We start from the raw sequence: 21204 nt of genomic DNA on the forward strand, positions 1-21204 counted from the left end.
GTCTGGCGTGTATGGAATACAGGTGGTACGTTATCTGAACAAAAAATAACAACAATAAAAATCGAGCATATGAGTTCGCATCCGACCAATACTTTGACGACGGCGGCTTTGCAGCCATTGTTGCGTTTGTTGGAAAGCAAAGGTTTCTCCGGCATGGATTTGCTGTCACCAGGCCAGGAGGCCAGAACCGAGCATGTTTCCAGTCAGCGCATGTCCATCAGCCAGTTCGACCGGCTATTGGAACAGGCCAGCAAACTGCTTAACGAACCTGCCATCGGCCTTGCTGCCGGACAGCACCTCGACCTGCCCAGCTTTTACCTGCTGGGATTCCTGCTGAGCAGTTGCCAGACCGGCCGGGAAGCTCTGACCATTCTGCGCCGCTATTATTCGCTGATCAGTGATACCCGCTCACCCGATCTCTTTGTCGGTCATGAAAGCATTAAGGTGTTGTACTACGTTGCCGATGGCAGCGCCTTTGGCAGCCATGCCCGCAGCGAGTTTATTGCGGCCAGCATTCATACCGCAGGGAAAGCCTTCGGTGGCAGCTATTATCAGGTTCAGGGCGTTGGCTTCCGCTTTCCGGCACCTTCCTACCGTGACCGGCTGGAACAGTTCTTTGGTATACCGATTCAGTACAATCAGCCGCACAACTGGATCTCGTTTTCCGGCAAACTGCTGGATAAACCTCTGGCTCAGGCCAACCCTGAACTGTTCAATGCCCTTCGCCGCCAGGCAGAGCTATCGACGACCCGCTTCAGCCAACTACAGGCTTTCAGCCGCAAGGTGATGCATATCCTGTATCAGTGGCCGGACTCCATTCCGATCACCAAAGAGGCGGTCGCCGATCTGTTGAGTACCAGCAGCCGTACCCTGACCCGTCGCCTGCAGGAAGAAAACTGCCAGTTCTCTTCCCTGCTGCGTGATGTAAGGCTTGAGAAGGCCAAGCAGGCTCTGGAACGCGGTCATACCGATGTGCAGCAACTGGCCATTGAGCTGGGATTTTCTGACCGTAGGGGGTTTGAGCGGGCGTTCAAACAATGGACAGGCGAAACTCCGGCCGCCTACCGGCGTAATTGCCGTTCACGTCAGGAAACAGTGGAAGATATGGCTGAGGCAGACTGACTCAGACAATAAAAAAGCGGCCAGTAGCCGCTTTTTTATTGCTAGGTGCTGTGCTGTTCTACCAATCACTGGCAGACAGGGCAGCACGGACGGTACGCATTTTTTCAGACTCTTCCAGTGCAATCAGATTTTCAAACAATTGCCGGGAGTCGTTATTAGTTGCCTCACTGAGCATCTGCCGGTACAGGCCGATCAGATAATCATCGATTTTCAATGCAACCCTGGTTAACTCATCCACCGAAATATCCGGATGCAGATCGCGGCAGCCTTTCAGAGCATCGCTGATTGAACCTGGTTCAAACTGGTGCCACTCCGTCAGAACTTTCTGGCTGACATGTTCCTGCATACTGACCATCGATTTGGCCAGAGTATCCTCATGAGCAGCCAGCAGCTGCAGCATCATATCGACCCTCTCGCGCTGCGTCTGATCCCGCAATTGCTGGTACAGGTTACGCGCGTGCTCGTGTAAGCGACGGCCGTATTCAAGTACATCTTTGACCGTGGAGTAACTCATATCTCTGCTTCCTGTTCAAAGGCTCTGGCTCAACGTTCAAGCTTCAAAAACCCCTGTGGCCCTCCGGCACTATCGCCTGAAGGGATAAAACACAGTGGATAGTTAAAGCATAGCGTCCGCAGCGGCATACGCCATTGCGCAGGATCAAGCAGAGCAGCCAGCGCAGGCTTTATTCGTCGTCATCACCGGATTCTGCAAACTGATCAGCCAGCTGCTGACGGAAAGGACGCACAGCGGATTTATCCTGCTCGCTGACATTTTCCACCGCACGCATCATCATCAGCGAAGCGCCCATCATTTGCTCCATCATCATTTTCTGTTCAGCAGGCATACCTTCAGACTGACGGATCTGTTCGAGCTGGGCTTCCAGTTGCGACAGGCTGACTTGCTCGTTTTCCATTTCCAGCGCCATATAGCCCATGGTTACACGACGCGAAATTTCAGCCCAGTGTTCGATATTCTTATAACCGCCAGCCTTTACCTGCTTGCTGAAGTCGTCGTACAAACCAGCGGCTTTCAGTTGCTCTATCCCTTTATTGAACATCGCATCAATGCTGGATTCACCGGCACTAAAGTCTTCTTCCGGCAGCTGATCTTCATGCTGGTCCAGCCAGTTTTCGAGTGCCGGCATGGCTTCCATCCAATGTTTTACATCTTTTTCTGTCAGATCAGCGGCCATTGCCAGTGGTGCCAATAAGCTGAACAACAGCGTCATAACGATGCGCATGAGTATCTCCCTGAGAGTGTTTATTAAAACGTTATTAATGATAAGTCGGTTACGTTAGTCGAGATTGACCTGCGCGGCAATAAATCTCAACCTCCACCGCTTCATCAAAATCACCAATGGCGGGAAGTGTCGAACTGACCATGGAATGCAGGCAATCCAGCTCAACAAAGTCCGGCGCAACAAAACGACTTTCGGCCAGAATCCAGTCGGGAATACTCAGCATCAGCTGTTTAAGATCGGCACTGGAGCTGATGTCATACAGCACATCGCTGGCCAGCAGCAGATCGACCTGCGGCCACTCCCCTTTTACCGGCCAAACCTTTACCCCATTCAGCGCGGCATTTTCGGCTGCGGCCTGCAGTGCATGATCATCCAGATCGGCAACCCAGACCTCAGCAGCTCCGGCCTTTGCTGCAGCAATCCCCACCAGCGCTGAGCCACAGCCAAAATCCAGCACCTTCTTTCCGGCAACAGCATCAGGGTTAGCAACAATCCATTGTGCCAGTGCACGCCCGCCTGCCCAGGCAAAGGCCCAGTATGGCAGACGCTGCCAGAAAGCTCCGATGGCCTGCGTATCCAGAGTCAATTCACTGTCCGGCAGGCTGAGCAGCCACAGCGTTAACTGCTCCTGTGTGAGTTTTTCCGTAACAAGCTGCGCCCCAGGCAGTATCAATGCCTGCTGCAGCTGTTTTAGCGGTGCATGGTTGATTGACATAAAGAACTCAGAACTCGCCGGTTTAAATTATTAATATGCACAAAAGCAGAGCAGAGAACGCTTACAGCCAGTGTTTTTTTAAAAGCTATCACTTTTTCCAGATAACGCCGGGATTCGGCTTTCGGGTGTTTGTACACAATCGTGCGGTACACCTCCTCGGCCGACATTGAATTAATGCGCTGAACAGCTTTTTTACGGTCCGGATGAAATGCTTTAAGCAGGTTCCCTGCACCGCCGTTATAAGCAGCAATGATGCAATATTCCCGCTTTTGCCACCCCTGAATATCACGCAGATAAACATCCCGCAGAATCGATAAATACGCACTGCCAGCGTCAATATTATTCGCCGGATTTAACAGATAGCTGCGTGTCGGCCGGTCATCACGGCCATAAATACGCTGATAGACATCACGCCCCGCAGTGTTCTGCATCACCTGCATCAGGCCATAGGCGCCGGAATGTGAAACGGCAAAAGGGTTAAAGCTGCTTTCCGTTTCAATCACCGCCAGAATTAATGCCGGCGACAATTTATAGCGAGTTGCAGCCCGCTCCACCTGTGGTCGGTAGCCTTCAGCACTACGCTGCTTATGGCTGCGCACCATGGCGACGTCCACCCAATAGCGTGCGCCTTTATGTTGTACTTTATGCTCGGTCAGGTACTGCGCGAAACGCTCTGCCCGCCAGGGGTATTCAATACTTTTGCCGTCCTGATCAAGCACCTGCCCGGCCAGAAAAGGTTTGCCGGTAATACCCATATCGGCAGCCGTGTACAGATCCACGGCAGAAGGATCCGCCGGAGTCAGCAGCGTAGCCACCAATGCCTGACGGATTGCCGTTAACGGCGTTTTACTGCGCTCACTTTCTACACGGATACGCCCGGCTGCAAAGTCGATATGAACCCGGGTGTGGTAATCATCCAGATATTTCACCATCGCATGGGCCGATGCTTCTTCGAAGTCCTGTCCCCAGACCTGATTGGCTTTTTCCGAAAAGAAGGCGTACTCAAGAATCACCGCCTGCACATCATCAGAGAGTTCAGCAAAGTTATCCGGCAATCGTCCGTCGTCTGCCACCGTCGGCAGACAAAAAGAACACAGCGGCAAACAAAGACAAAACAGCGACAGTCTTAACAGGCGGGAATAAGAAGAGAAAAACGGGAAGAGATTTAAAGTCACAAAATACACGGGCAGCAAAGATTGCTGCCCAGTGTAATCGCCATACCGCTGAATGTCAGCGCACAGCCTCGCGGCGGATAGCATTCGGCGAAAAGTCGTCGGCATCCAGCTCCTGGCTGAAATCGATAGTGGCGCCACGTTCGTTATCCAGCCCCTCAGCGTAGTAACGGCCGCTATCAAGATCGTAGGTTACTTCCAGAGTCGGATAAACCAGCTGAACATCATAGTAGTTAATGGTGTGTGCTTCGGTAACCTGCCACAACTTGCCTTCTTCATCGTACTCTTCGGCGTAGATAATCGACCATGAGTCTTCATCCACGTAGTAACGACGGGTTGAGTAACGATGGCTGTAACCAAGACGCAACTTTGCTTCAACCACCCACACGCGATGCGCTTCGTAACGCAACAGTGACGGGTTAATGTGATGATTCTGCAAAATATCATCAATTTTCAGCGTGCCCTGATGAACCTTGTAAGCGTTGTACGGAATATAGATTTCACGCTTACCTTTCAGCTCCCAGTCATAGTAATCCGGTGCGCCGTTAAACATATCAACCTGGTCGACGGTACGGATGGAGTTGGTGTTGGAGTCAGCGGTGTCATACGCCAGATCAGGAGTGCGGCGCAGACGACGCTGGCCCGGCACATAAATCCAGGATTTACGTGGTGAACGAACCTGATCCAGCGTTTCATGCACCAGCGTAATACCACCGGCAAGCTGTGCCGGTGCCAGTGTTTTACGCTTCAGGAAGAAAATTTTGTTATCCAGATCGGTAGGTTCTGCACCCGGAATGCTGTACTGAATAAAGTATTCGTATTCGCGTAATGCATCAATACGCTGCCCGCCCTGAGTTACCGATGATGCAACAGCGGTATAGGCCATAGAGTGACCGCGGAAGCGCAAGGTATGGTTCCACAACACTTCCAGCCCATTCTCGGGCACCGGGAACGGGGAAGACATCGTCGCACCGGTAACACCAGCGCCGTATTTCATCAGTTCAGCACGACTGGCGTTGGCCTTAATCGCCTGGTAAACGTAGTCAGGATAAGACGCGGAGCGATGAGTCGGATAAACCTCAAAGTAGAGATCAGGAAAACGCTGCAGCAGTGCGACCTGGCCATCAGTCAGACGCGAACGGTGCTCTGCGATATTAGCGGAAGTGATACGGAAGCGTGGTTTGTCGGCAGCAAAAGGATCGGCATGAAATGCGCCGGGTTTATGCGTTTTATCGAGAGGAAGACCACCTTTCCAGGCAGGAATATCTTTACCATTACCCAGTTTGTCGGCACCAACCGGCGTCAGGTCTTTCCCAAGGCGGGCAATATCTTCCGGCGCAACGGCAGCAATGGCCGGTAAAACAGAGCACATCAATGCAGCAAACAAAAACCGTCGTTTCATCACATCACCATTGAGCCATATTCAGGGGGCGTGCAGGCTACTGATTGGTGATTCTATGATCAACCACGTGTTACAAAATCACTACAAAACTCTGTCTGCCGCGGTAGGGGCGCAAAAAGTCCCTCCGCGGCCGATGAGCACTACATGCAGTCAAACAAATGCTGGCGCCATTCCCATACCCCATAGGATAACGGTTACCGCCATACATCCGACCAGCGCACAAAGCCCTACAGTGAGCATCGAGCTGGCAAAAATGAATCCGCGCTCTTCCGGGATATCCATAAAAATGGGAACCCCCGAATACAGCAGGTAAACGCTGTAACAAACCGCAGCCAGCACGACCATGACATCCAGCCAGAGAATCGGTAACAGACCAATAAAACCAGACAAGAACATAGGTGTGGAGGTAAAGATGGTAAAAATCAGACAGCGCTCATAGCTGGCACTGACACCAAAGGTCCGCTCCATCCAGAACATTGCGTAAGCCACCATCGCCACGCCGAACAGCAGAGCAAAATAGAAAGCAACAGCCATAGGAAGAGCGCTTTCAGCACTGAGTTTTACCACATCACCGCCGGCGATACTCCAGCCATATTGTGTGGTACCGATATACAGCGATACTGGCGGAATCAGTGCCAGAAATATCAGGTTACGGACAAACACTTCCAGAATGGAACCGGCCCGCTCCCGACGAATTTCATCCCACTCACGACGTGGATGGTACAGCAATCCGAACATATGATTTGCAAACATAGTGCTCACCTCTTTGTGTGACTACGTTACAAGGATTATGCGCTCTGAACAGACAAAGCAAGCTGGCACCGTTTTATGCAATAAGCTTGTCTAAAAACCCGCGCCTTCAGCATCAGCAGCAATAAAGGAACGCAAAATGGCTCATTCGGCCTTATCCCACCGCCATCATACGTGGGAACGTTTGTCGCAAATTTTGCTCCAGCTGCACTGCCAATACCGGCAGGCTCAGGTGATGCTGACTGGCCAGAATTGCTGCCAGCAGTGGAATACTGGCCGGACTGTTGTTATCAGGCCCCCAGAACGCCGGCTTCATATCCGGACTATCGGTTTCCAGCAACCAGCAATCCAACGGCAGAGAAGCCACTGTACGCCGTAACTTATGCGCCCGCGGATGACTCATTGCCCCGCCAATCCCCAGACGAAAACCCAGCTTACGCCAGGCTCTGCCCTGCTGTTCACTGCCACTGAAGGCGTGCACCATACCACCACAGGGGAACTGTTGCTGACGCAGATAAGATACTGCTTCATCATGGGCGCCACGAATATGCAGAACCAATGGCAGCTGATATTTTTGTGCCAGTGCCACCTGAGCCCGGAACCAGAACCACTGCTCTTCGCGCTGTGTCGCATCCGTCGCCAGCACCCAGTCGAGTCCGGTTTCTCCTAATGCCACAAGTTTCTGACCAGGAAGCTGATCCTGCAGGGTTTGCTCAAGCCAGTTCAGGTCATCCTGCTGATGCTGAGCGATAAAGTACGGATGCAATCCAAGAGCATAATAGAATGGCCGCTGACGACAGAACACCGCCAGCTGTTCACACTGAGAACGCTGTACGCCGGGAACCAATAAACCACGAACCCCCAGACGCTGAGCCAGCGCCCATTGTTCATCACGCTCGTCATCCAGACAGGCGAAATCAAAGTGGCAATGGCTGTCAAACCAGCACGGTACTGTGTCATGCATTAATGTCATTTATTGGAATGCCACATTAAAAGCAAAAATTTCATTCCACTCATGGAGTATCTGCCGCTAGTCTGCTATCAATAATCGAGGTTTAGTTGCGGAACTGCCCATGGAACTGGCTTCACAAGAACTGCGTGAGCGCATTGTTCGCCCAACCCTGCACTATCTCGGCAAGCATTGCCATGCCTCCGAGAATATTCTGGTCGCCATTGCTCAGTGGCAGCAACAACATCCTCAGGGACGCACCGAAGGTATCTACCCGATTGACGCCGGACTGCACCAGAAGGTATGGAACCAGCACCTTGCGTTTGATCCTGAGCTGGCCAGTAAAATCCGCGGCCTGGCCTCGCAGCGTGAATTCCTCAATAACCCGCACATTGAGCTGATTACCAATCTGGCCTATGCCACGGCTATTGCCTGGGCAGTGTATCTGGCCTTTCCACAGGTAAAGCACGCGACAACAGCCTGCACATCAGGCAATTCCAAACCGTCCCCTTGCCCACTGACTGAAAGCACGGCACCGCTGTCCGGAGTCAGCGCAGGTTAAGCTTAGGCTTCAGCGCCTTCCACAACGCCTGATAATTACGTGCCAGCGGCACCGCTGGCTGCTGCTCTACAATCGGGCTGCGCAACTCCAGCATACGTTCAGCACTGGCAGAAAAGGCCACAAAAGTGCGCAACACTTCCGGATAATTCTGCAGCTCGGTATTCACCCAGCGCAGATGTGCCGGCTTACGCCGGTCAATCATGGTAACAAAGGGCAGCCACTGGGATTTTTTCGCCCAGTCAAACTGGGATTTGATCTGGTCGTAGGCACGAATCGATAACACCGAAGGCTCAACCGGAATCAGGATGCGGTCCACTGCCCGCAAGACGCCCTCCATCTGCGGCGTAATCATCGGCGGGCAATCGATAATAATCAGGCCATAGTCTTCGGCCAGACGACCGAGCGCTTCTGCCATCCGTTGCCGGGCTTCTTTCTTACCACTCAGACTCTGATGAAATTTACGCAGCGAACTGTCGGCCGACAGTACATCCAGGCGCGGTACCGTACTGGGCTGAATGTAGCGGCTGATGGGTTCATCACTGCTCCATAAAGCATCCTGTTTATGGCCCTTATCGATGCCCAGAATCCAGCTTGCAGCCCCCTGCGGATCGAGATCCCACAACAGGGTTGGAATCTTGTCCCGCGCTGCCAGCGCCGCCAGATTCACTGCAGTAGTCGTTTTACCAACCCCGCCCTTCAGCTGATAAACAGCCATTGCCCGCATGATTAACTCCTTGTTAAAAATCCTGCCGCCCTGAGCGGTCAGTCAAAACTGACGTTACAGCCGCCCAGTCCACAATAGCCATTGGGATTTTTGGCCAGATACTGCTGGTGATAGCCTTCGGCCAGATAAAATGGCACATCAACCAGAATTTCGCTGGTGATATCCCCCATGCCGGAGGCATATAAGCGCTGCTGATAGTGCTCCCGGCTGGCCTCAGCCCGTGCCAGATCTGCGGCTTGCGACAGATAAATGCCGGAGCGGTACTGGGTGCCGATATCGTTGCCCTGACGCATCCCCTGAGTCGGATCATGACTTTCCCAGAACACCACCAGCAGTTGCTCCAGCGTCAGCTGCTGCTCATCAAACCAGACCCGCACCAGTTCATTGTGGCCGGTCATACCACTGCAGACTTCCTCATAGGTCGGATGCTGCGTATGCCCGGCGCCATATCCCACCGCCGTTGAATAAACACCGGGCAGAGACCAGAATTTGCGCTCAGCCCCCCAGAAACACCCCATGCCCAGCAGAATCTCACTGACTCCGGCCGGACGTTCACCGGCGATAAGGTTACCGTTCACATAATGCTGCTGCGGCACCTGATACAGAGGTTCAGCCCTGCCCGGCAGTGCCTGATCGGCTGTGGGGATAGACATCAGTTTTGGACGCCACATAATGCACCTCATTTCTCTGCGCTGATATGGCCTATTATGACCCGAAACGCATCCGATTATTCGCTCAAATTTCTGGGTACCGGCAGCGGCGGCCAACCCGACATGGGCTGCTCCGCCGCGGTACTGGAACTTAACCAGCAACCGATACTGCTGATTGACTGTGGTTACGGCACTTTAAGTGCTTACCAGAAACACTATAAACGCCTGCCGCAAGCGATCTTTATCACCCACGGCCATCTTGATCATATCGCCGATCTGGAGATTCTGACGGTTCAGGCACGCCTGCAGGAGCACCCTCCCATTCGTTTATATGTGCCGCTCAATCTGATTACCTTACTGCATCAGCGACTGGCAACCTACCCGGGCGCCATGGCCGAAGGCGGGCACAACTTCTGGCAGTCCTTTCAGCTGCTGCCGGTGACCGATGCTTTTATTCATCAGGATCTGACCTTCCGGCTGCACGCCACACGCCATCACCAGCCCGGTTTCAGCTACGCCCTGCATTTGCCCGGCGTATTGTTTTACAGTGGCGACACCCGCCCAATACCGGAAATACTTTGCCATGAGCTGAGCGGTCAGGAGCGTATCTTCCATGACTGCGGCCTTCAGCCCAATCCTTCCCATACCGGTCTGGACGATCTGGCGCGCGAATATCCGCCCGCACTGCATCAGCGCTTCGTGCTTTATCACTATGCCAATGAACAGGCCGCCACGGCGCTGGAACAGGCCGGCTACGAGGTCGCCCGCCCCGGCGACAGCATCAGCCTTGGTACGGGAAGCAACACATGAACACCAGCTCACAGCCACACCACAAAGAGCAGGATGAGCAGCAGCTGAATCAGGCCATCAGCAGTATGCTCGACGATGCCCGCGTCAGCGCACAGCCGCTGCCACAATGCCCGCAAATCAGCCTCTGGCTGGTTGAACCTGAGAGCATGCGCCGGGCCTTCAGTCAGGAAGAAATCCTGCGAATTCAGACCTACCCCGCTTACTGGGCCTTCTGCTGGGCCAGCGGTCAGGTGCTGGCGCGGGAGATTCTTGCCAACCCGCACTGGGTCGCCGGTAAAAAGGTCATGGACTTCGGTGCCGGTTCCGGTGTGGTCGCCATCGCCTGTGTACTGGCAGGCGCGCGCGAAGTCATCGCCTGCGATATCGACCCTGATGCACTGTTATCCTGCGCCGCCAATGCACGGCTGAATAACGTCGGTTATCGCCTGCATCCGGACTTATTCGCCTTTGACGAGGACCTCGACCTGCTGATTGCCGCCGACGTGCTGTACGACCGCGCCAACCTGCCGTTACTGGAAGTGTTTCGCCAGAAGGCGCAACAAGTCATCGTCGCCGACTCACGCGTTAAGCATTTTCATTTTCCGCCTTATGTGGCCACCGGTCGCAGTGAATCCTGCACCGTACCTGACCTCGACGAGCTGGATGAATTCCGCTGGGTGAATCTGTACCGGGCATAAAAAGAAAAAGGCCGCGATTGCGGCCTTTTCTGTACCTCAGTATGCCGAATCAGGAAACCAGAGGAACGTTAGTCAGGGTACGTTTACCTTGACCAGGTTTAACTTCCATCTTCTTCTGTACCGACGCGGTATAGGTCTCGCTGGTGATGGTATCAACATAAACCCACTCACAGCTGGATTTCGCCGGAGTAAATTCCACTAGCATATAACCGCGCTGGGCGGAGTTGAGGTATTTAAGGTCATCGACCAGGGTTGTTACCGCCTGTTCGAAACCAGTCTGCATAGCCGTATCAGCGCCAAAACCGACATAGGTTTCAAAGCCCGGCGAGGTGACCGAAGAGGTCGCAAATTCCACCCCAACGGAACCCGCAGCACGCTGCACCTCTCCGCTGTCATTGGCGGTATACAGATCACTGGCCCAGGCGTTATGGGTATCCCCCGCCAGCACCACCAGATTCTTATTAAAGTACTGGGCACGACGCAGAATTTGTTCACGGGCCGGGAAATAGCCATCCCAGGCATCCAGATTGTACGGAGCCGTCGCCTCAACCCTTAAACGCTCGTCTGCAGTGACAGATGGATCGCCAGCCAGAATACGTCCTTTGATCGTCGCCAGCTCGACAAGCAGTGCGGCAACCTGCGCTTGGGCTGCCGAGGCATCACCACCTGCTGAAATGGTTGCTTCAATCTGGCCAAGACCGACCAGCAGTTCCTGCGGAATAAAGATACGCCCCATCAGCACCTGCTGCCCCAGCACCTGCCAGGTGGCGTTATTATTAAATATTGAGCCAATGGCAAACTGCTGTTGTTCACTGCCCAGCAAGCCGCGCCCCTGATCGGCCAACGCTGCTTGAAAGGCTGCCGCATCAATAACGGGCTTACCATCCACAATCGTCGTGTAATCAGAGTAGGACAGCACTTTATCGCGGGCATACATACGCGTATCCAGCATGGTCAGGTTGACCAGATTGCCGAACTCAAAGGCGCGCCAGATTTTGGCGGTATCGCTGCCGCTGCGGATCGGCAGCCACTCGTGGTACGCCTGAATGGCTGCGGCACGACGTTCTTCAAAAGAGCCTTCGTCTTCATCGTGGTTTTCAGCGCCACCTTTCCAGGTATCGTTGGCCAGTTCATGGTCATCCCAGACACAGATAAACGGCTTTTTCTGATGTGCCAGCTGCAGCGCGGTATCGGTACGATATTTGGCGTAACGGGCGCGGTAATGGGTCAGGGTCAGGGTTTCAACCAGCGGGTCAGGGTCACGGACCTGAGCAGCAGCAGGCGGATACTCATTAGCACCGTACTCATAGATATAGTCACCCAGATGCACCACAACATCGGCATCGCTGTTAGCAATTTCGTTGTAGACGTTGAAGTAACCGGCGGGCAGGTTGGCGCAGGAGCACACCGCCAGTTTCACACTATCCACACTGCCGACTGGCAGAGTGCGGGTCTGACCAACCGGAGTGACAGCGCCGTCTTTACCGGCGAACTGGTAGTAGTACAGCGTATCGGCATTCAGGCCGGTAACATCGACTTTCACGGTGAAGTCGCGGCGGCTGTCGGTGTAAACGGAACCACTGGCCACCACGTTGCTCATAGCTTCGTCGGTTGCCACGACCCAACCTACCTGAGCTTCAGCACCAGTGTCGGATGGGGTTACACGGGTCCAGATGATCACGGCATCAGCCAGAGGATCACCAGAGGCCACGCCATGACCAAATACAAACACGGTCAGGTCACGTTTATCGTCGTCATCATCACCAAAACAGCCGGTTAATGCGGCAGGAACGGAAACTGCGCCGGCACCGGCGGCAACAGACTTTAAAAAACTACGGCGGCTCAGATCAGCTCGGTTAGACATTAGGGCACCTTGTATTGTCGTATTTTATTGTGGGCATAGGACTACATTTCTGAGTCAGAAGTATTACAAGGGCAATGTCTTTTCCAGCGCAAAATACGGTTTGGCTCAATAAAGCACTGCGCTGTCCGCTTAGGTGAATACATTTGGTACATATGAACCACTTAAAGCGGAACAGATTCACAATCCGATGTTCCCCTGCTCTGCGGTAGCTCTGAACGGCCCGATCCAGTAAACTCCTGCTCCTTTATTTTCAGTCATGGTCCAGTGCGGATGCTCGATAAAAACGCCCTCTCGCAATTACAGTCGTTGAAGCAGGAAATCCAGTTGAGCACGCCCCACTTTGAGGGCCGGGTACGCTCTACCGGTGGCCGCTTTGGTTTCGTCAATACCGACGATGGCCAGCAGTTTTTTCTCGCCCCGGATGAAATGGATAAAGTCCTGCCCGGCGACCGTATTGAATTCCGGGTTGAACCCGCAGGCGAAGGCAAAGAACAGGCAATTATTGAAAAACTGCTGAGCACCGAGCTGAACGAATTTTTCGGCAAATACATTGTGCGGGGTAAAGGTCACTTCGTGGAGGCTGATCACCCTACTCTTAATCGCTGGATTTTTGTGCCGCCGGCCAAGCGCATGAATGCAAGTGATGGTGATCTGGTAAAGGCTCATATCAGCCAGCATCCATTCCCGAAAGGTAAAGCTCAGGCAGATATCGATACCATTATAGGTAAGCCAACCGACGCCCATATTGAGCAAACCTTTATCAAGGCCAAGTGGCAGTTGCCTACTGAGTTTGACGATGCCGTCAGCACTCAGGTCGCCGAGCTGACCGCTAAAGGGCTGGACGATATTCTGAGCGAGCGCACAGACCTGACTCATCTGCCCTTTGTTACTATCGACTCGGCAGGCACCCGCGATATTGATGATGCACTCTATGCCGAAGCCCGCAGTCAGGGCTGGGCTCTGTGGATTGCCATTGCCGATCCGGCGGCGTTAATTCAGCCCGGTACAGCGCTCGATCATGCGGCCCTGCAGCGCGCAACCTCGGTGTATTTCCCCGATCAGGTTGTACCTATGCTGCCAGCGGAATTATCTGAACAGCTCTGTTCTCTGCAGGCTGACCAGTTGCGTCCGGCCATGGCGGTTGAACTGCGCATCGGTGAAGCCGGTGAGATCGAACAGATTCATATCTATAACGCCACCATACGCAGCCGCGCCAAACTCAGTTACAACCAGGTTGCACAATTAATTGATGGCGAAAGCAGTGATATTCCGGCCGAACTGCATGGTCATCTGGTGCACCTGGATAACTGCGCCCGCGCACTGGCCGCCTTCCGTAAGAACCACTGTCTGGTGATGGAAGACCGCCCGGACTTTAAACTCATCACCGATGAGCAAGGCAAGGTTAAAGACATTGTGCGTATCGAGCGCAATCAGGCCCATCGTCTGGTAGAAGAATGCATGCTGGCCTGTAACCGTGCGGTTGCCGGTTGGCTGGCAGAAAAAGGCAGTGGCTTCTTTATTGAACACGCCGGTGTCCGTACCGAACGCCAGGGTGAAGTGGCAGCGTTATTAAAAGAACATCTGCCACTGGAGAAAAAACCCAGCCTCAACAGGCTGGAAGACTATGTCAGCCTGATGCAACAGGCGGATGCCAGCAACAGCGACTTACCATTGCGTATGATTATCAGCCGCCAGCTGGAGCGCAGTAATTTATCGCTGGATGCCAAGCCGCATATGGGTCTGGGCTTTGCGTACTACACCACCTTTACTTCGCCGTTGCGCAAGTACAACGACCTGCTGATTCACCGCATTGTAAAAGCCTTGCTGACAGACAGCAGCGTGCAACTGCCGGATGAAAGCATTCTGCTGAATATCCAGAATGCGCAAAGCAATGCCCGTATGGCTGCCAATCAGGCAGAAACCTGGCTGAAACTGCTTTGGCTCGCACAACAGGATAAAGAACAGCTGTACGACGCCAGCATTGTGCATATGAACTCAACCGGTTTCACCGTACGCCTGGATAATACCGGTATCGAAGGAACAATCGACCGTCGTAAGGCTGGTAACGGCTGGACATTCGAAACCAAAACCCTGACACACCGCAACGAAGAACAACGCTTTATCCTTGGCCAGTCGGTACGGGTAAAACTGACGGACGTACAACCTCAGGCTCGTGTCGCCCGTTTTGTATTGGCATAAAAGCAGTTAGATAATAAAAAAGGGAGCTAAGCTCCCTTTTTTATTAATCGCTAATCACTGTAATGGATTAATCGATTTTCCAGGTACGAACAACGGCAAAACCGTGCAGCTCAATCCATTCGTCCAATTGACGTGGATTACGCTTAATTTTTTCGACTTTTTCCTGGGTAGCCGGATTACGGTAAGTACCTACCGGCAGCTTTGGTTTTGGCAGAGAAGATTCTTTCTCAGTTTTAACGGCTTTTGGTCCGCGTGGTGCAGTACGGGCAAAATGCTTTTTCAGATTATTATAAATTGACGAAGGGTTGTCCTGCTTGGCCATACCAACCAGCCAGGCTTCAATCTGCTCTGAGCGGGAAACGTACAGTTCTTCTTCCGTCAGACGATTCTGATTACACAGACGTTTAATGGTAACGTCGAACTCTTTCAGGCCTTCCAGCTTATGTTCCTGATCTTTACGCAGTTGCTCCAGCTCCTGAATTTTTTGCTGGTGCTGTTTAATCTGCTTATCAATATCAATGTCAAATACGCTCACTGCTTAACCTCTGTGTGTTAACGGCATAGTAATACGACTGATATCTGTAAATAGGATATCAATACTAAGAATAGGGTATTCACGCGGACTATTACGGCAAACGCCGTACAGTTCGGAGATATTACGTTCCGCCGTGATTATAGCGGTGCCGCCATATATTAAACAATCAATAAAACTCAACATATAAATGACAACAGACTGTTTTATAAACACATACGAATAACGCAGGAACTTATCGGTTAAAGCACCAATAAATTGCACGACCTTGTCATGAGACAATGGAATCTATGAATAAGCGCAGGGCCTCTTGTGCAATCAAATGATAAACATTATCATCTTTTCTGTTTACTCCTTCCCGCCGGATCAGCATGACATCGCAAACTCTTGATCAGCTCAGCGTTGGTACCCAGGCCCGTATCATCGGATTTACCGCCACCGAAGCCAACTTCCGCCGTAAACTGCTGGCCCTCGGGTTGATGCCGGGTGCTCAGATTGAAGTACGGCGCTTCGCTCCGTTAGGTGATCCGATGCAGATTCAGCTGCGCGGCGCCTCTGTCAGCCTGCGCAAGCAGGAAGCCTCCATTATTCAGGTAGAAGTCATCGTATGAACCGAGCTGTTATTGGTGTCATCGGCAATCCGAACTGCGGTAAAACCACCCTGTTCAACGCCCTGACCGGTGCCAAACAAAAAGTGGGCAACTGGCCTGGCGTAACCGTTGAGCGTAAAGAAGGCAATCTGGTATTGCGCGGTGTCAGCCATAAACTGGTCGACCTGCCCGGCACCTACGCCCTCGACAGTCACGACGATGAACTGTCGACCGATGAAAAAATTGCCCGCGAATTTGCCTTAAGCGGCGAAGCCCAGCTGATCATTAATATCCTTGATGCCAGTAATCTTGAGCGTAATCTGTTCTTAACCTCACAACTGCTGGATATGGGCGTACCGGTTATCTGTGCCGTTAATATGCTCGATGTTGCCGAGCGCGAAGGTATTCATGTTGACACTCAGCTGCTGTCACAGCAGCTCGGTGTGCCGGTGGTGCCTATTGTTGCCTCTACCGGGCGCGGTATCGAAGAGTTGTGCCGCATCCTGGCCCATCATCTGGAACATGCCACCGTTGCCACGCCACTGCTGCGTCTGGATAGCGACTTTGAGCAGGCCGTTAACCAGCTGAAAGAACAACTGCAGGAAGCCGTGGCCAATCCGTTCTGGAGCGCTACCCGCGTACTGGAAAACGACATCTACGCCAGCGAAGTGCTGCCGGTCGAACGCCGCACTGCCGTTCTGGCATTAGCCCAGCAACTGCGTCAGTCGCTGGAAAAACAGCATGGTCAGCCGATTGACGTATTAATGGCCAACAGCCGTTACCGCTCGATTCAGCATATTCTGCAGCAGTCACTGACGGTCAATACCAAAGGCCGGACACTGAGTGAACGCATCGACGACTGGGTACTGAACCGCTGGCTGGGTATACCGTTCTTTTTTGGCGTGATGTACCTGATGTTCACCTTCGCCATTAACATTGGCGGTGCCTTTATTGATTTCTTTGATATCGCCTTTGCCACGGTGTTTGTTGACGGCACACATTATCTGCTGGATGGCATCGGTGCCCCGCAATGGCTGGCAACCCTGCTGGCCGATGGTCTCGGTGGTGGTATTCAGCTGGTTGCTACCTTTATCCCGGTAATCGGCGGTCTGTACCTGTTTTTATCGGTGATCGAAGATTCCGGCTATATGGCCCGCGCGGCCTTTGTGATGGATCGCCTGATGCGCGCCGTCGGCCTGCCGGGTAAATCTTTTGTGCCGCTGATTGTCGGTTTCGGCTGTAACGTACCGGCGGTGATGGCCGCACGCACCATGGATACCCATAAAGACCGTCTGCTCACCATTGCCATGGCGCCTTTTATGTCCTGTGGTGCGCGCTTGTCGGTGTACGCCCTGTTTGCCGCCGCGTTCTTTACTGAAAACGGTGCCTTTATGGTGTTCAGCCTTTACGTGCTGGGCATTGTGATGGCCCTGCTGACCGGTATTGCGCTGAAAAACACGCTGTTCAAACCGGATCTGACGCCCTTCGTTATGGAGCTGCCGGCTTACCATATTCCAACGGTGAAAGGCATTCTGATCAAAACCTGGGAGCGGCTGAAATCCTTTTGCCTGCGCGCCGGTAAAACCATTATTACCGTGGTAGTGGTACTGAGCTTCCTTAACTCATTGGGCAGTGACGGTTCCTTCGGCAACCAGAATAAAGAAAACTCAGTGCTGTCGAAAATTGCTCATGTGATTACCCCGGTCTTTAAACCGCTGGGCGTACAGGAAGATAACTGGGCTGCCACCGTCGGTATTATCACTGGCATCTTCGCCAAAGAGGCTGTCGTAGGCACGCTGGATGCGCTGTACAGCCCGGAGACCAGCGCCGACAGTGAATACTCGCTCAGCGCCGGTTTGCTCGAAGCACTGCAGACCATCCCGGATAATATTGCCGGCCTCGCCGATAACCTGCTTGATCCGCTCGGCCTGAGCCTGATCAGCGCCGACCAGGGTGAAGAACAAGGGGTACATACCACCACCTTCTCGACCATGGATGTGCTGTTTGGCAGCCAGCTGGCCGCTTTCTCCTATCTGGTATTTGTACTGCTCTATACCCCTTGTGTTGCGACCCTTGGCGCGATGGTCCGGGAAGCCGGTTTACGCTGGATGCTGTTTGTCGCCGGCTGGAGCACCGGGCTGGCCTATACCACCGCAGTGATTGTGTATCAGCTTGGCAGCCTTCCTCAGCACCCGCTCAGCTCGGTGCTGTGGGTAGGTGGCAGTATTGCCTTTATCGCTCTGAGTCTGTGGCAGATGCGCCGCTACGGCCAGCAGCACAGCGCCCGTCTGATACCTCTTACCCCCGTCTGATTTACAGATCATGTGCTGCGGTGACTGAGCTCACCGCAGACAGACCTTTTTTGACAAAAGTTCCCCTTCAACTAAGAAACAAGTTCTAGGCACTTCGCCATGCCTGCGTTAGAATGCGCGCGCTTTTTTTCGAGGAGTTCACAATGGAACTTATAGCCGACCAGGGACATTTATTTATCATCCTGGCCTGCATTTTCGGTGTATTTATGGCCTGGGGAATTGGTGCAAATGATGTTGCCAATGCCATGGGAACGTCAGTTGGTTCCAAAGCCATCACCATCAAGCAAGCTGTCTTTATTGCCATTGTCTTCGAATTTGCCGGTGCGTTTTTTGCCGGAGGCGAAGTCACCGCAACCATCCGTAAAGGGATCATTGATCCGGCGGTCATGTCGGGGCACCCCGAGCTGCTGGTATTCGGCATGCTGGCTTCTCTGCTCGCGGCAGGAACCTGGCTGTTAATCGCCTCTTATGCAGGCTGGCCGGTATCCACCACGCATTCTATCGTCGGTGCCATTGTTGGTTTTGCCGCCGTCGGTATCTCCATGGAAGCCGTTGAATGGGGCAAGGTTGGCAACATCGCCGCCAGCTGGGTTGTATCCCCTGTGATTGCCGGCTCGATTTCTTACGTCCTCTACAAAAGCGTCAAACATTTTATTCACGACACCAAAGACCCTTTTGCTCAGTCCAAGCGTCTGGTGCCGTTCTACATTATGCTGGTCGGCTTTGTTATCTCCATGGTAACCCTGTTGAAAGGCCTCAAACATCTGGGTCTGAAGCTGGATTTTACCGATGCTATCTGGATCTCCCTGCTGATCGGTGTTGGCGTTATGGCGATTGGCCGTTTCTTTGTCAGCCGCATCCATGCCGATCCGGAAGTATCTGAAGAGATCCATCTGGCTAACGTCGAAAAAGTATTCGCTGTTCTGATGATCTTTACCGCCTGCGCCATGGCTTTTGCTCACGGCTCCAACGATGTGGCGAATGCCATTGGTCCGGTTGCCGCGGTATACAGCGTGGTCAGCCACAGTGGTGAAATTGCTGCCAAAGCAGCGGTCCCTATGTGGATTCTGCTGGTCGGCGCGGTGGGCATTGTGATTGGTCTGGTGACCTTTGGTCATCGTGTGATCGCCACCGTCGGTTCCGGCATTACCGAACTGACCCCTAGCCGTGGCTTTGCCGCCACCCTGGCTGCCGCAACCACCGTGGTTGTTGCTTCCGGCACCGGCCTGCCAATCTCCACGACTCATGTTCTGGTTGGCGCAATCCTGGGTGTTGGTCTGGCCATGGGTACCGATGCCCTGAACTACCGCAAAATCGGCTCTATCTTCGTTTCCTGGCTGGTAACCCTGCCTGCTGGTGCCTTACTGTCGATTATCTTCTTCTTTATCTTCCGCGCGATCTGGCTGTAACCAACCTGCGGTTGATAATAAAGCGCCTGTATGGCGCTTTTTTTATGCCTGTAATCTGTCAGGCAGCGAACTCATCACGTCTCCTCACAACCCCCTTAAGACCGGCCAGTGCAGGTCACCTGCGGCCAGCTTCTGGGTTGAATAAAGCGGCTGTGGCATAACTGGATCATGACGCTCTCAAAAAAATATGGTACATATGTACCACCAATAAAAAGAAACATCAGTGATCAGCCCCATGCTTATAGCGGAACAGTCCATGACTCAAATGTATTTTCAGAATCTGACACGGGGTTTACAGCAGGCTGGTATCTGCACCCCCACACTGGTTATCGATAAAGAACGCCTGGATCGCAACATTGATCATTTGATCGATGTGCTTAACCGCGGCTTCGATTACCGCATTGTGGCTAAGTCGCTGCCTTCCATTCCAATGCTGCAATACGTGATGCGCCGTACCGGCACTCAGCGCTTAATGAGTTTTCATCTGCCGTTTCTGATGCATCTGGTTGAACATATTCCGGCTGCAGATGTATTGATGGGTAAGCCAATGCCGATTGCTGCCGTACGCCATTTTTATCAATGGCACAGCCAGCAAACCAGCAGCATGTGCTTTGCTCCGGAACTGCAGCTGCAGTGGCTGATCGACAGTAACGAGCGCCTGCAGCAATACGCGGCTCTGGCTCAGGAGCTTAACCTGCGCTTGCGTATCAATCTGGAAATTGATGTTGGGCTGCACCGTGGTGGATTTCAGCCTGATGAGTTGTTTGTCCGCGCGCTGAAAACCATTGCCGCCTCTCCCCTGCTGACACTGTCAGGTCTGATGGGCTACGAAGCTCATATCAGTAAAATTCCGGCCTTTCTCGGCGGTAGCGAAAGAGCGCTCGAACAGGCAAAGAACAGCTATCGCCAGTTCACCACACTGATTACAGACACCCTTGGCAGTGACGCTCTGGAAGGGCTTTGTCTGAATACCGGCGGCAGTTCAACCTATCCCCTTTACGAGCAGGACAGCATTGGTCTGGTTAACGAAATTGCCACGGCCTCAGCACTGGTTAAGCCGACCGATTTTGATGTATTCACACTGGAGCATCACCAGCCGGCGGTCTTTATTGCCGCACCGGTATTGAAGGTGGTTAAAGATCCGGAAATCCCGATGGCCAGTGGTTTATCCCGTCTGCTGCGGGTATTTGGCCGCCTGCCTCATCAGGCCTGTTTTATTTACGGCGGCAATTGGCTGGCACAACCCTGCTATCCCGCTCCGTGCCAGCGCGCCAGTATTTTTGGCCATTCCAGTAACCAGGAACTGTACGAGTTACCGGACGACCATGACATTAAACCTGACGATTATCTGTTTTTCCGTCCGACCCAGAGCGAATCCGTATTCCTGCAATTCGGCAATATTGCTTTGTATGAGCAGGGCCGGATCAGCGAATGGTGGCCGGTATTCAGTTATCCGGACAAGTTCCTGCCCACCAGCCAGCTGCAGAGCCTGCCGGGCACAGAAACCCTGAATGCCTGACCAGC

General features: G+C 53.1%; 20 protein-coding genes. 9 read left to right on the forward strand and 11 right to left on the reverse strand.

Going from position 1 to position 21204, the window contains the following annotated elements; all coding sequences use genetic code 11:
• Positions 1–69: 69 nt before the first annotated feature.
• Positions 70–1122 (forward strand): AraC family transcriptional regulator, encoded by a 1053-nt coding sequence (locus MT343_RS12695; protein WP_186435995.1) that lies wholly within the window; start codon positions 70–72, stop codon positions 1120–1122.
• 58 nt (positions 1123–1180) lie between these two features.
• Here the strand turns inward: MT343_RS12695 and MT343_RS12700 are convergent, their stop codons facing one another.
• From MT343_RS12700 to MT343_RS12730, 7 genes are all read right to left on the reverse strand, one after another.
• Entirely contained in the window at positions 1181–1636 is a 456-nt protein-coding gene (locus tag MT343_RS12700; protein WP_145470077.1) for a hypothetical protein, read from the reverse strand.
• A gap of 169 nt (positions 1637–1805) precedes the next feature.
• Positions 1806–2363, reverse strand: a complete 558-nt coding sequence (locus tag MT343_RS12705) for a hypothetical protein (RefSeq protein WP_145470076.1) — start codon at positions 2361–2363, stop codon at positions 1806–1808.
• Positions 2364–2412: 49 nt separating this feature from the next.
• Positions 2413–3078 carry a class I SAM-dependent methyltransferase gene (locus MT343_RS12710; RefSeq protein ID WP_145470075.1) on the reverse strand — a complete coding sequence of 222 codons (666 nt, stop codon included), beginning with the start codon at positions 3076–3078 and terminating at the stop codon, positions 2413–2415.
• Positions 3054–4133 carry a murein transglycosylase domain-containing protein gene (locus tag MT343_RS12715; RefSeq protein ID WP_186435994.1) on the reverse strand — a complete coding sequence of 360 codons (1080 nt, stop codon included), beginning with the start codon at positions 4131–4133 and terminating at the stop codon, positions 3054–3056. Before MT343_RS12715 ends, MT343_RS12710 begins: the two co-directional genes overlap by 25 nt.
• Before the next feature lie 175 nt (positions 4134–4308).
• On the reverse strand, positions 4309–5652 hold the full coding sequence (locus MT343_RS12720) for a DUF1329 domain-containing protein (protein WP_243989395.1): 1344 nt from the start codon (positions 5650–5652) through the stop codon (positions 4309–4311).
• A 150-nt stretch (positions 5653–5802) separates the two neighbouring features.
• Positions 5803–6405 (reverse strand): Yip1 family protein, encoded by a 603-nt coding sequence (locus MT343_RS12725; RefSeq protein ID WP_145470073.1) that lies wholly within the window; start codon positions 6403–6405, stop codon positions 5803–5805.
• 151 nt (positions 6406–6556) lie between these two features.
• Complete coding sequence (locus MT343_RS12730) at positions 6557–7366, reverse strand: TatD family hydrolase (protein WP_186435993.1); 810 nt, start codon at positions 7364–7366, stop codon at positions 6557–6559.
• A gap of 109 nt (positions 7367–7475) precedes the next feature.
• On the opposite strand from MT343_RS12730, the gene MT343_RS12735 reads away from it, so the two are divergent.
• Positions 7476–7913, forward strand: coding sequence for a hypothetical protein (locus MT343_RS12735; protein ID WP_145470071.1), 438 nt, complete (start codon positions 7476–7478; stop codon positions 7911–7913).
• On the opposite strand, the gene MT343_RS12740 is transcribed toward MT343_RS12735, so the two are convergent.
• A complete protein-coding gene (locus tag MT343_RS12740) occupies positions 7900–8637 on the reverse strand; it encodes a ParA family protein (RefSeq protein WP_145470070.1) in 738 nt (245 codons plus the stop codon). The two genes, MT343_RS12735 and MT343_RS12740, sit on opposite strands and share 14 nt — an antisense overlap.
• A 38-nt stretch (positions 8638–8675) precedes the next feature.
• Positions 8676–9290 carry a peptide-methionine (S)-S-oxide reductase MsrA gene (gene msrA / locus MT343_RS12745; RefSeq protein WP_243989396.1) on the reverse strand — a complete coding sequence of 205 codons (615 nt, stop codon included), beginning with the start codon at positions 9288–9290 and terminating at the stop codon, positions 8676–8678.
• A 54-nt stretch (positions 9291–9344) separates the two neighbouring features.
• On the opposite strand from msrA, the gene MT343_RS12750 reads away from it, so the two are divergent.
• Positions 9345–10097, forward strand: a complete 753-nt coding sequence (locus MT343_RS12750; protein WP_186435992.1) for an MBL fold metallo-hydrolase — start codon at positions 9345–9347, stop codon at positions 10095–10097.
• Positions 10094–10774 carry a class I SAM-dependent methyltransferase gene (locus MT343_RS12755; RefSeq protein WP_145470067.1) on the forward strand — a complete coding sequence of 227 codons (681 nt, stop codon included), beginning with the start codon at positions 10094–10096 and terminating at the stop codon, positions 10772–10774. Before MT343_RS12750 ends, MT343_RS12755 begins: the two co-directional genes overlap by 4 nt.
• A 49-nt stretch (positions 10775–10823) precedes the next feature.
• Here the strand turns inward: MT343_RS12755 and MT343_RS12760 are convergent, their stop codons facing one another.
• Positions 10824–12638 (reverse strand): alkaline phosphatase D family protein, encoded by a 1815-nt coding sequence (locus tag MT343_RS12760; protein ID WP_145470066.1) that lies wholly within the window; start codon positions 12636–12638, stop codon positions 10824–10826.
• Positions 12639–12908: 270 nt separating this feature from the next.
• Here MT343_RS12760 and MT343_RS12765 point away from each other — a divergent pair, with 270 nt between their 5' ends.
• Positions 12909–14837, forward strand: a complete 1929-nt coding sequence (locus MT343_RS12765; protein WP_145470065.1) for a VacB/RNase II family 3'-5' exoribonuclease — start codon at positions 12909–12911, stop codon at positions 14835–14837.
• 67 nt (positions 14838–14904) lie between these two features.
• On the opposite strand, the gene MT343_RS12770 is transcribed toward MT343_RS12765, so the two are convergent.
• Positions 14905–15372 (reverse strand): hypothetical protein, encoded by a 468-nt coding sequence (locus tag MT343_RS12770; protein WP_145470064.1) that lies wholly within the window; start codon positions 15370–15372, stop codon positions 14905–14907.
• 368 nt (positions 15373–15740) lie between these two features.
• Between MT343_RS12770 and MT343_RS12775 the strand changes: the two genes are divergently transcribed.
• The 4 genes from MT343_RS12775 to MT343_RS12790 all read left to right on the forward strand — a co-directional run bounded on the left by MT343_RS12775 (position 15741) and on the right by MT343_RS12790 (position 21199).
• The gene (locus tag MT343_RS12775) at positions 15741–15980 is read left to right on the forward strand and encodes a FeoA family protein (RefSeq protein WP_145470063.1); all 240 of its coding nucleotides are present in this window, start codon (positions 15741–15743) and stop codon (positions 15978–15980) included.
• On the forward strand, positions 15977–18271 hold the full coding sequence (gene feoB, locus MT343_RS12780) for a Fe(2+) transporter permease subunit FeoB (RefSeq protein ID WP_145470062.1): 2295 nt from the start codon (positions 15977–15979) through the stop codon (positions 18269–18271). The genes MT343_RS12775 and feoB overlap by 4 nt, the downstream gene beginning before the upstream one ends.
• A 143-nt stretch (positions 18272–18414) precedes the next feature.
• On the forward strand, positions 18415–19680 hold the full coding sequence (locus tag MT343_RS12785; protein ID WP_145470061.1) for an inorganic phosphate transporter: 1266 nt from the start codon (positions 18415–18417) through the stop codon (positions 19678–19680).
• 256 nt (positions 19681–19936) lie between these two features.
• The gene (locus tag MT343_RS12790) at positions 19937–21199 is read left to right on the forward strand and encodes a DSD1 family PLP-dependent enzyme (protein ID WP_145470060.1); all 1263 of its coding nucleotides are present in this window, start codon (positions 19937–19939) and stop codon (positions 21197–21199) included.
• The last annotated feature ends 5 nt before the right edge of the window (positions 21200–21204 follow it).

Origin of the sequence: Venatorbacter sp. C2-1, from assembly GCF_022832715.1 — a bacterium.
GTDB classification, from domain to species: Bacteria; Pseudomonadota; Gammaproteobacteria; order Pseudomonadales; family Oceanobacteraceae; genus Venatoribacter; species Venatoribacter alkanivorans.

Excerpts from the sequence above, each read along its gene's own strand:
- MT343_RS12695 (WP_186435995.1), top strand. The coding sequence starts at position 70 with ATGAGTTCGCATCCGACCAATACTTTGACGACGGCGGCTTTGCAGCCA.
- MT343_RS12700 (WP_145470077.1), bottom strand. The coding sequence starts at position 1,636 with ATGAGTTACTCCACGGTCAAAGATGTACTTGAATACGGCCGTCGCTTA.
- MT343_RS12705 (WP_145470076.1), bottom strand. The coding sequence starts at position 2,363 with ATGCGCATCGTTATGACGCTGTTGTTCAGCTTATTGGCACCACTGGCA.
- MT343_RS12710 (WP_145470075.1), bottom strand. The coding sequence starts at position 3,078 with ATGTCAATCAACCATGCACCGCTAAAACAGCTGCAGCAGGCATTGATA.
- MT343_RS12720 (WP_243989395.1), bottom strand. The coding sequence starts at position 5,652 with ATGAAACGACGGTTTTTGTTTGCTGCATTGATGTGCTCTGTTTTACCG.
- MT343_RS12725 (WP_145470073.1), bottom strand. The coding sequence starts at position 6,405 with ATGTTTGCAAATCATATGTTCGGATTGCTGTACCATCCACGTCGTGAG.
- MT343_RS12730 (WP_186435993.1), bottom strand. The coding sequence starts at position 7,366 with ATGCATGACACAGTACCGTGCTGGTTTGACAGCCATTGCCACTTTGAT.
- MT343_RS12735 (WP_145470071.1), top strand. The coding sequence starts at position 7,476 with ATGGAACTGGCTTCACAAGAACTGCGTGAGCGCATTGTTCGCCCAACC.
- MT343_RS12740 (WP_145470070.1), bottom strand. The coding sequence starts at position 8,637 with ATGCGGGCAATGGCTGTTTATCAGCTGAAGGGCGGGGTTGGTAAAACG.
- msrA (WP_243989396.1), bottom strand. The coding sequence starts at position 9,290 with ATGTCTATCCCCACAGCCGATCAGGCACTGCCGGGCAGGGCTGAACCT.
- MT343_RS12750 (WP_186435992.1), top strand. The coding sequence starts at position 9,345 with ATGACCCGAAACGCATCCGATTATTCGCTCAAATTTCTGGGTACCGGC.
- MT343_RS12755 (WP_145470067.1), top strand. The coding sequence starts at position 10,094 with ATGAACACCAGCTCACAGCCACACCACAAAGAGCAGGATGAGCAGCAG.
- MT343_RS12760 (WP_145470066.1), bottom strand. The coding sequence starts at position 12,638 with ATGTCTAACCGAGCTGATCTGAGCCGCCGTAGTTTTTTAAAGTCTGTT.
- MT343_RS12765 (WP_145470065.1), top strand. The coding sequence starts at position 12,909 with ATGCTCGATAAAAACGCCCTCTCGCAATTACAGTCGTTGAAGCAGGAA.
- MT343_RS12775 (WP_145470063.1), top strand. The coding sequence starts at position 15,741 with ATGACATCGCAAACTCTTGATCAGCTCAGCGTTGGTACCCAGGCCCGT.
- feoB (WP_145470062.1), top strand. The coding sequence starts at position 15,977 with ATGAACCGAGCTGTTATTGGTGTCATCGGCAATCCGAACTGCGGTAAA.
- MT343_RS12785 (WP_145470061.1), top strand. The coding sequence starts at position 18,415 with ATGGAACTTATAGCCGACCAGGGACATTTATTTATCATCCTGGCCTGC.
- MT343_RS12790 (WP_145470060.1), top strand. The coding sequence starts at position 19,937 with ATGACTCAAATGTATTTTCAGAATCTGACACGGGGTTTACAGCAGGCT.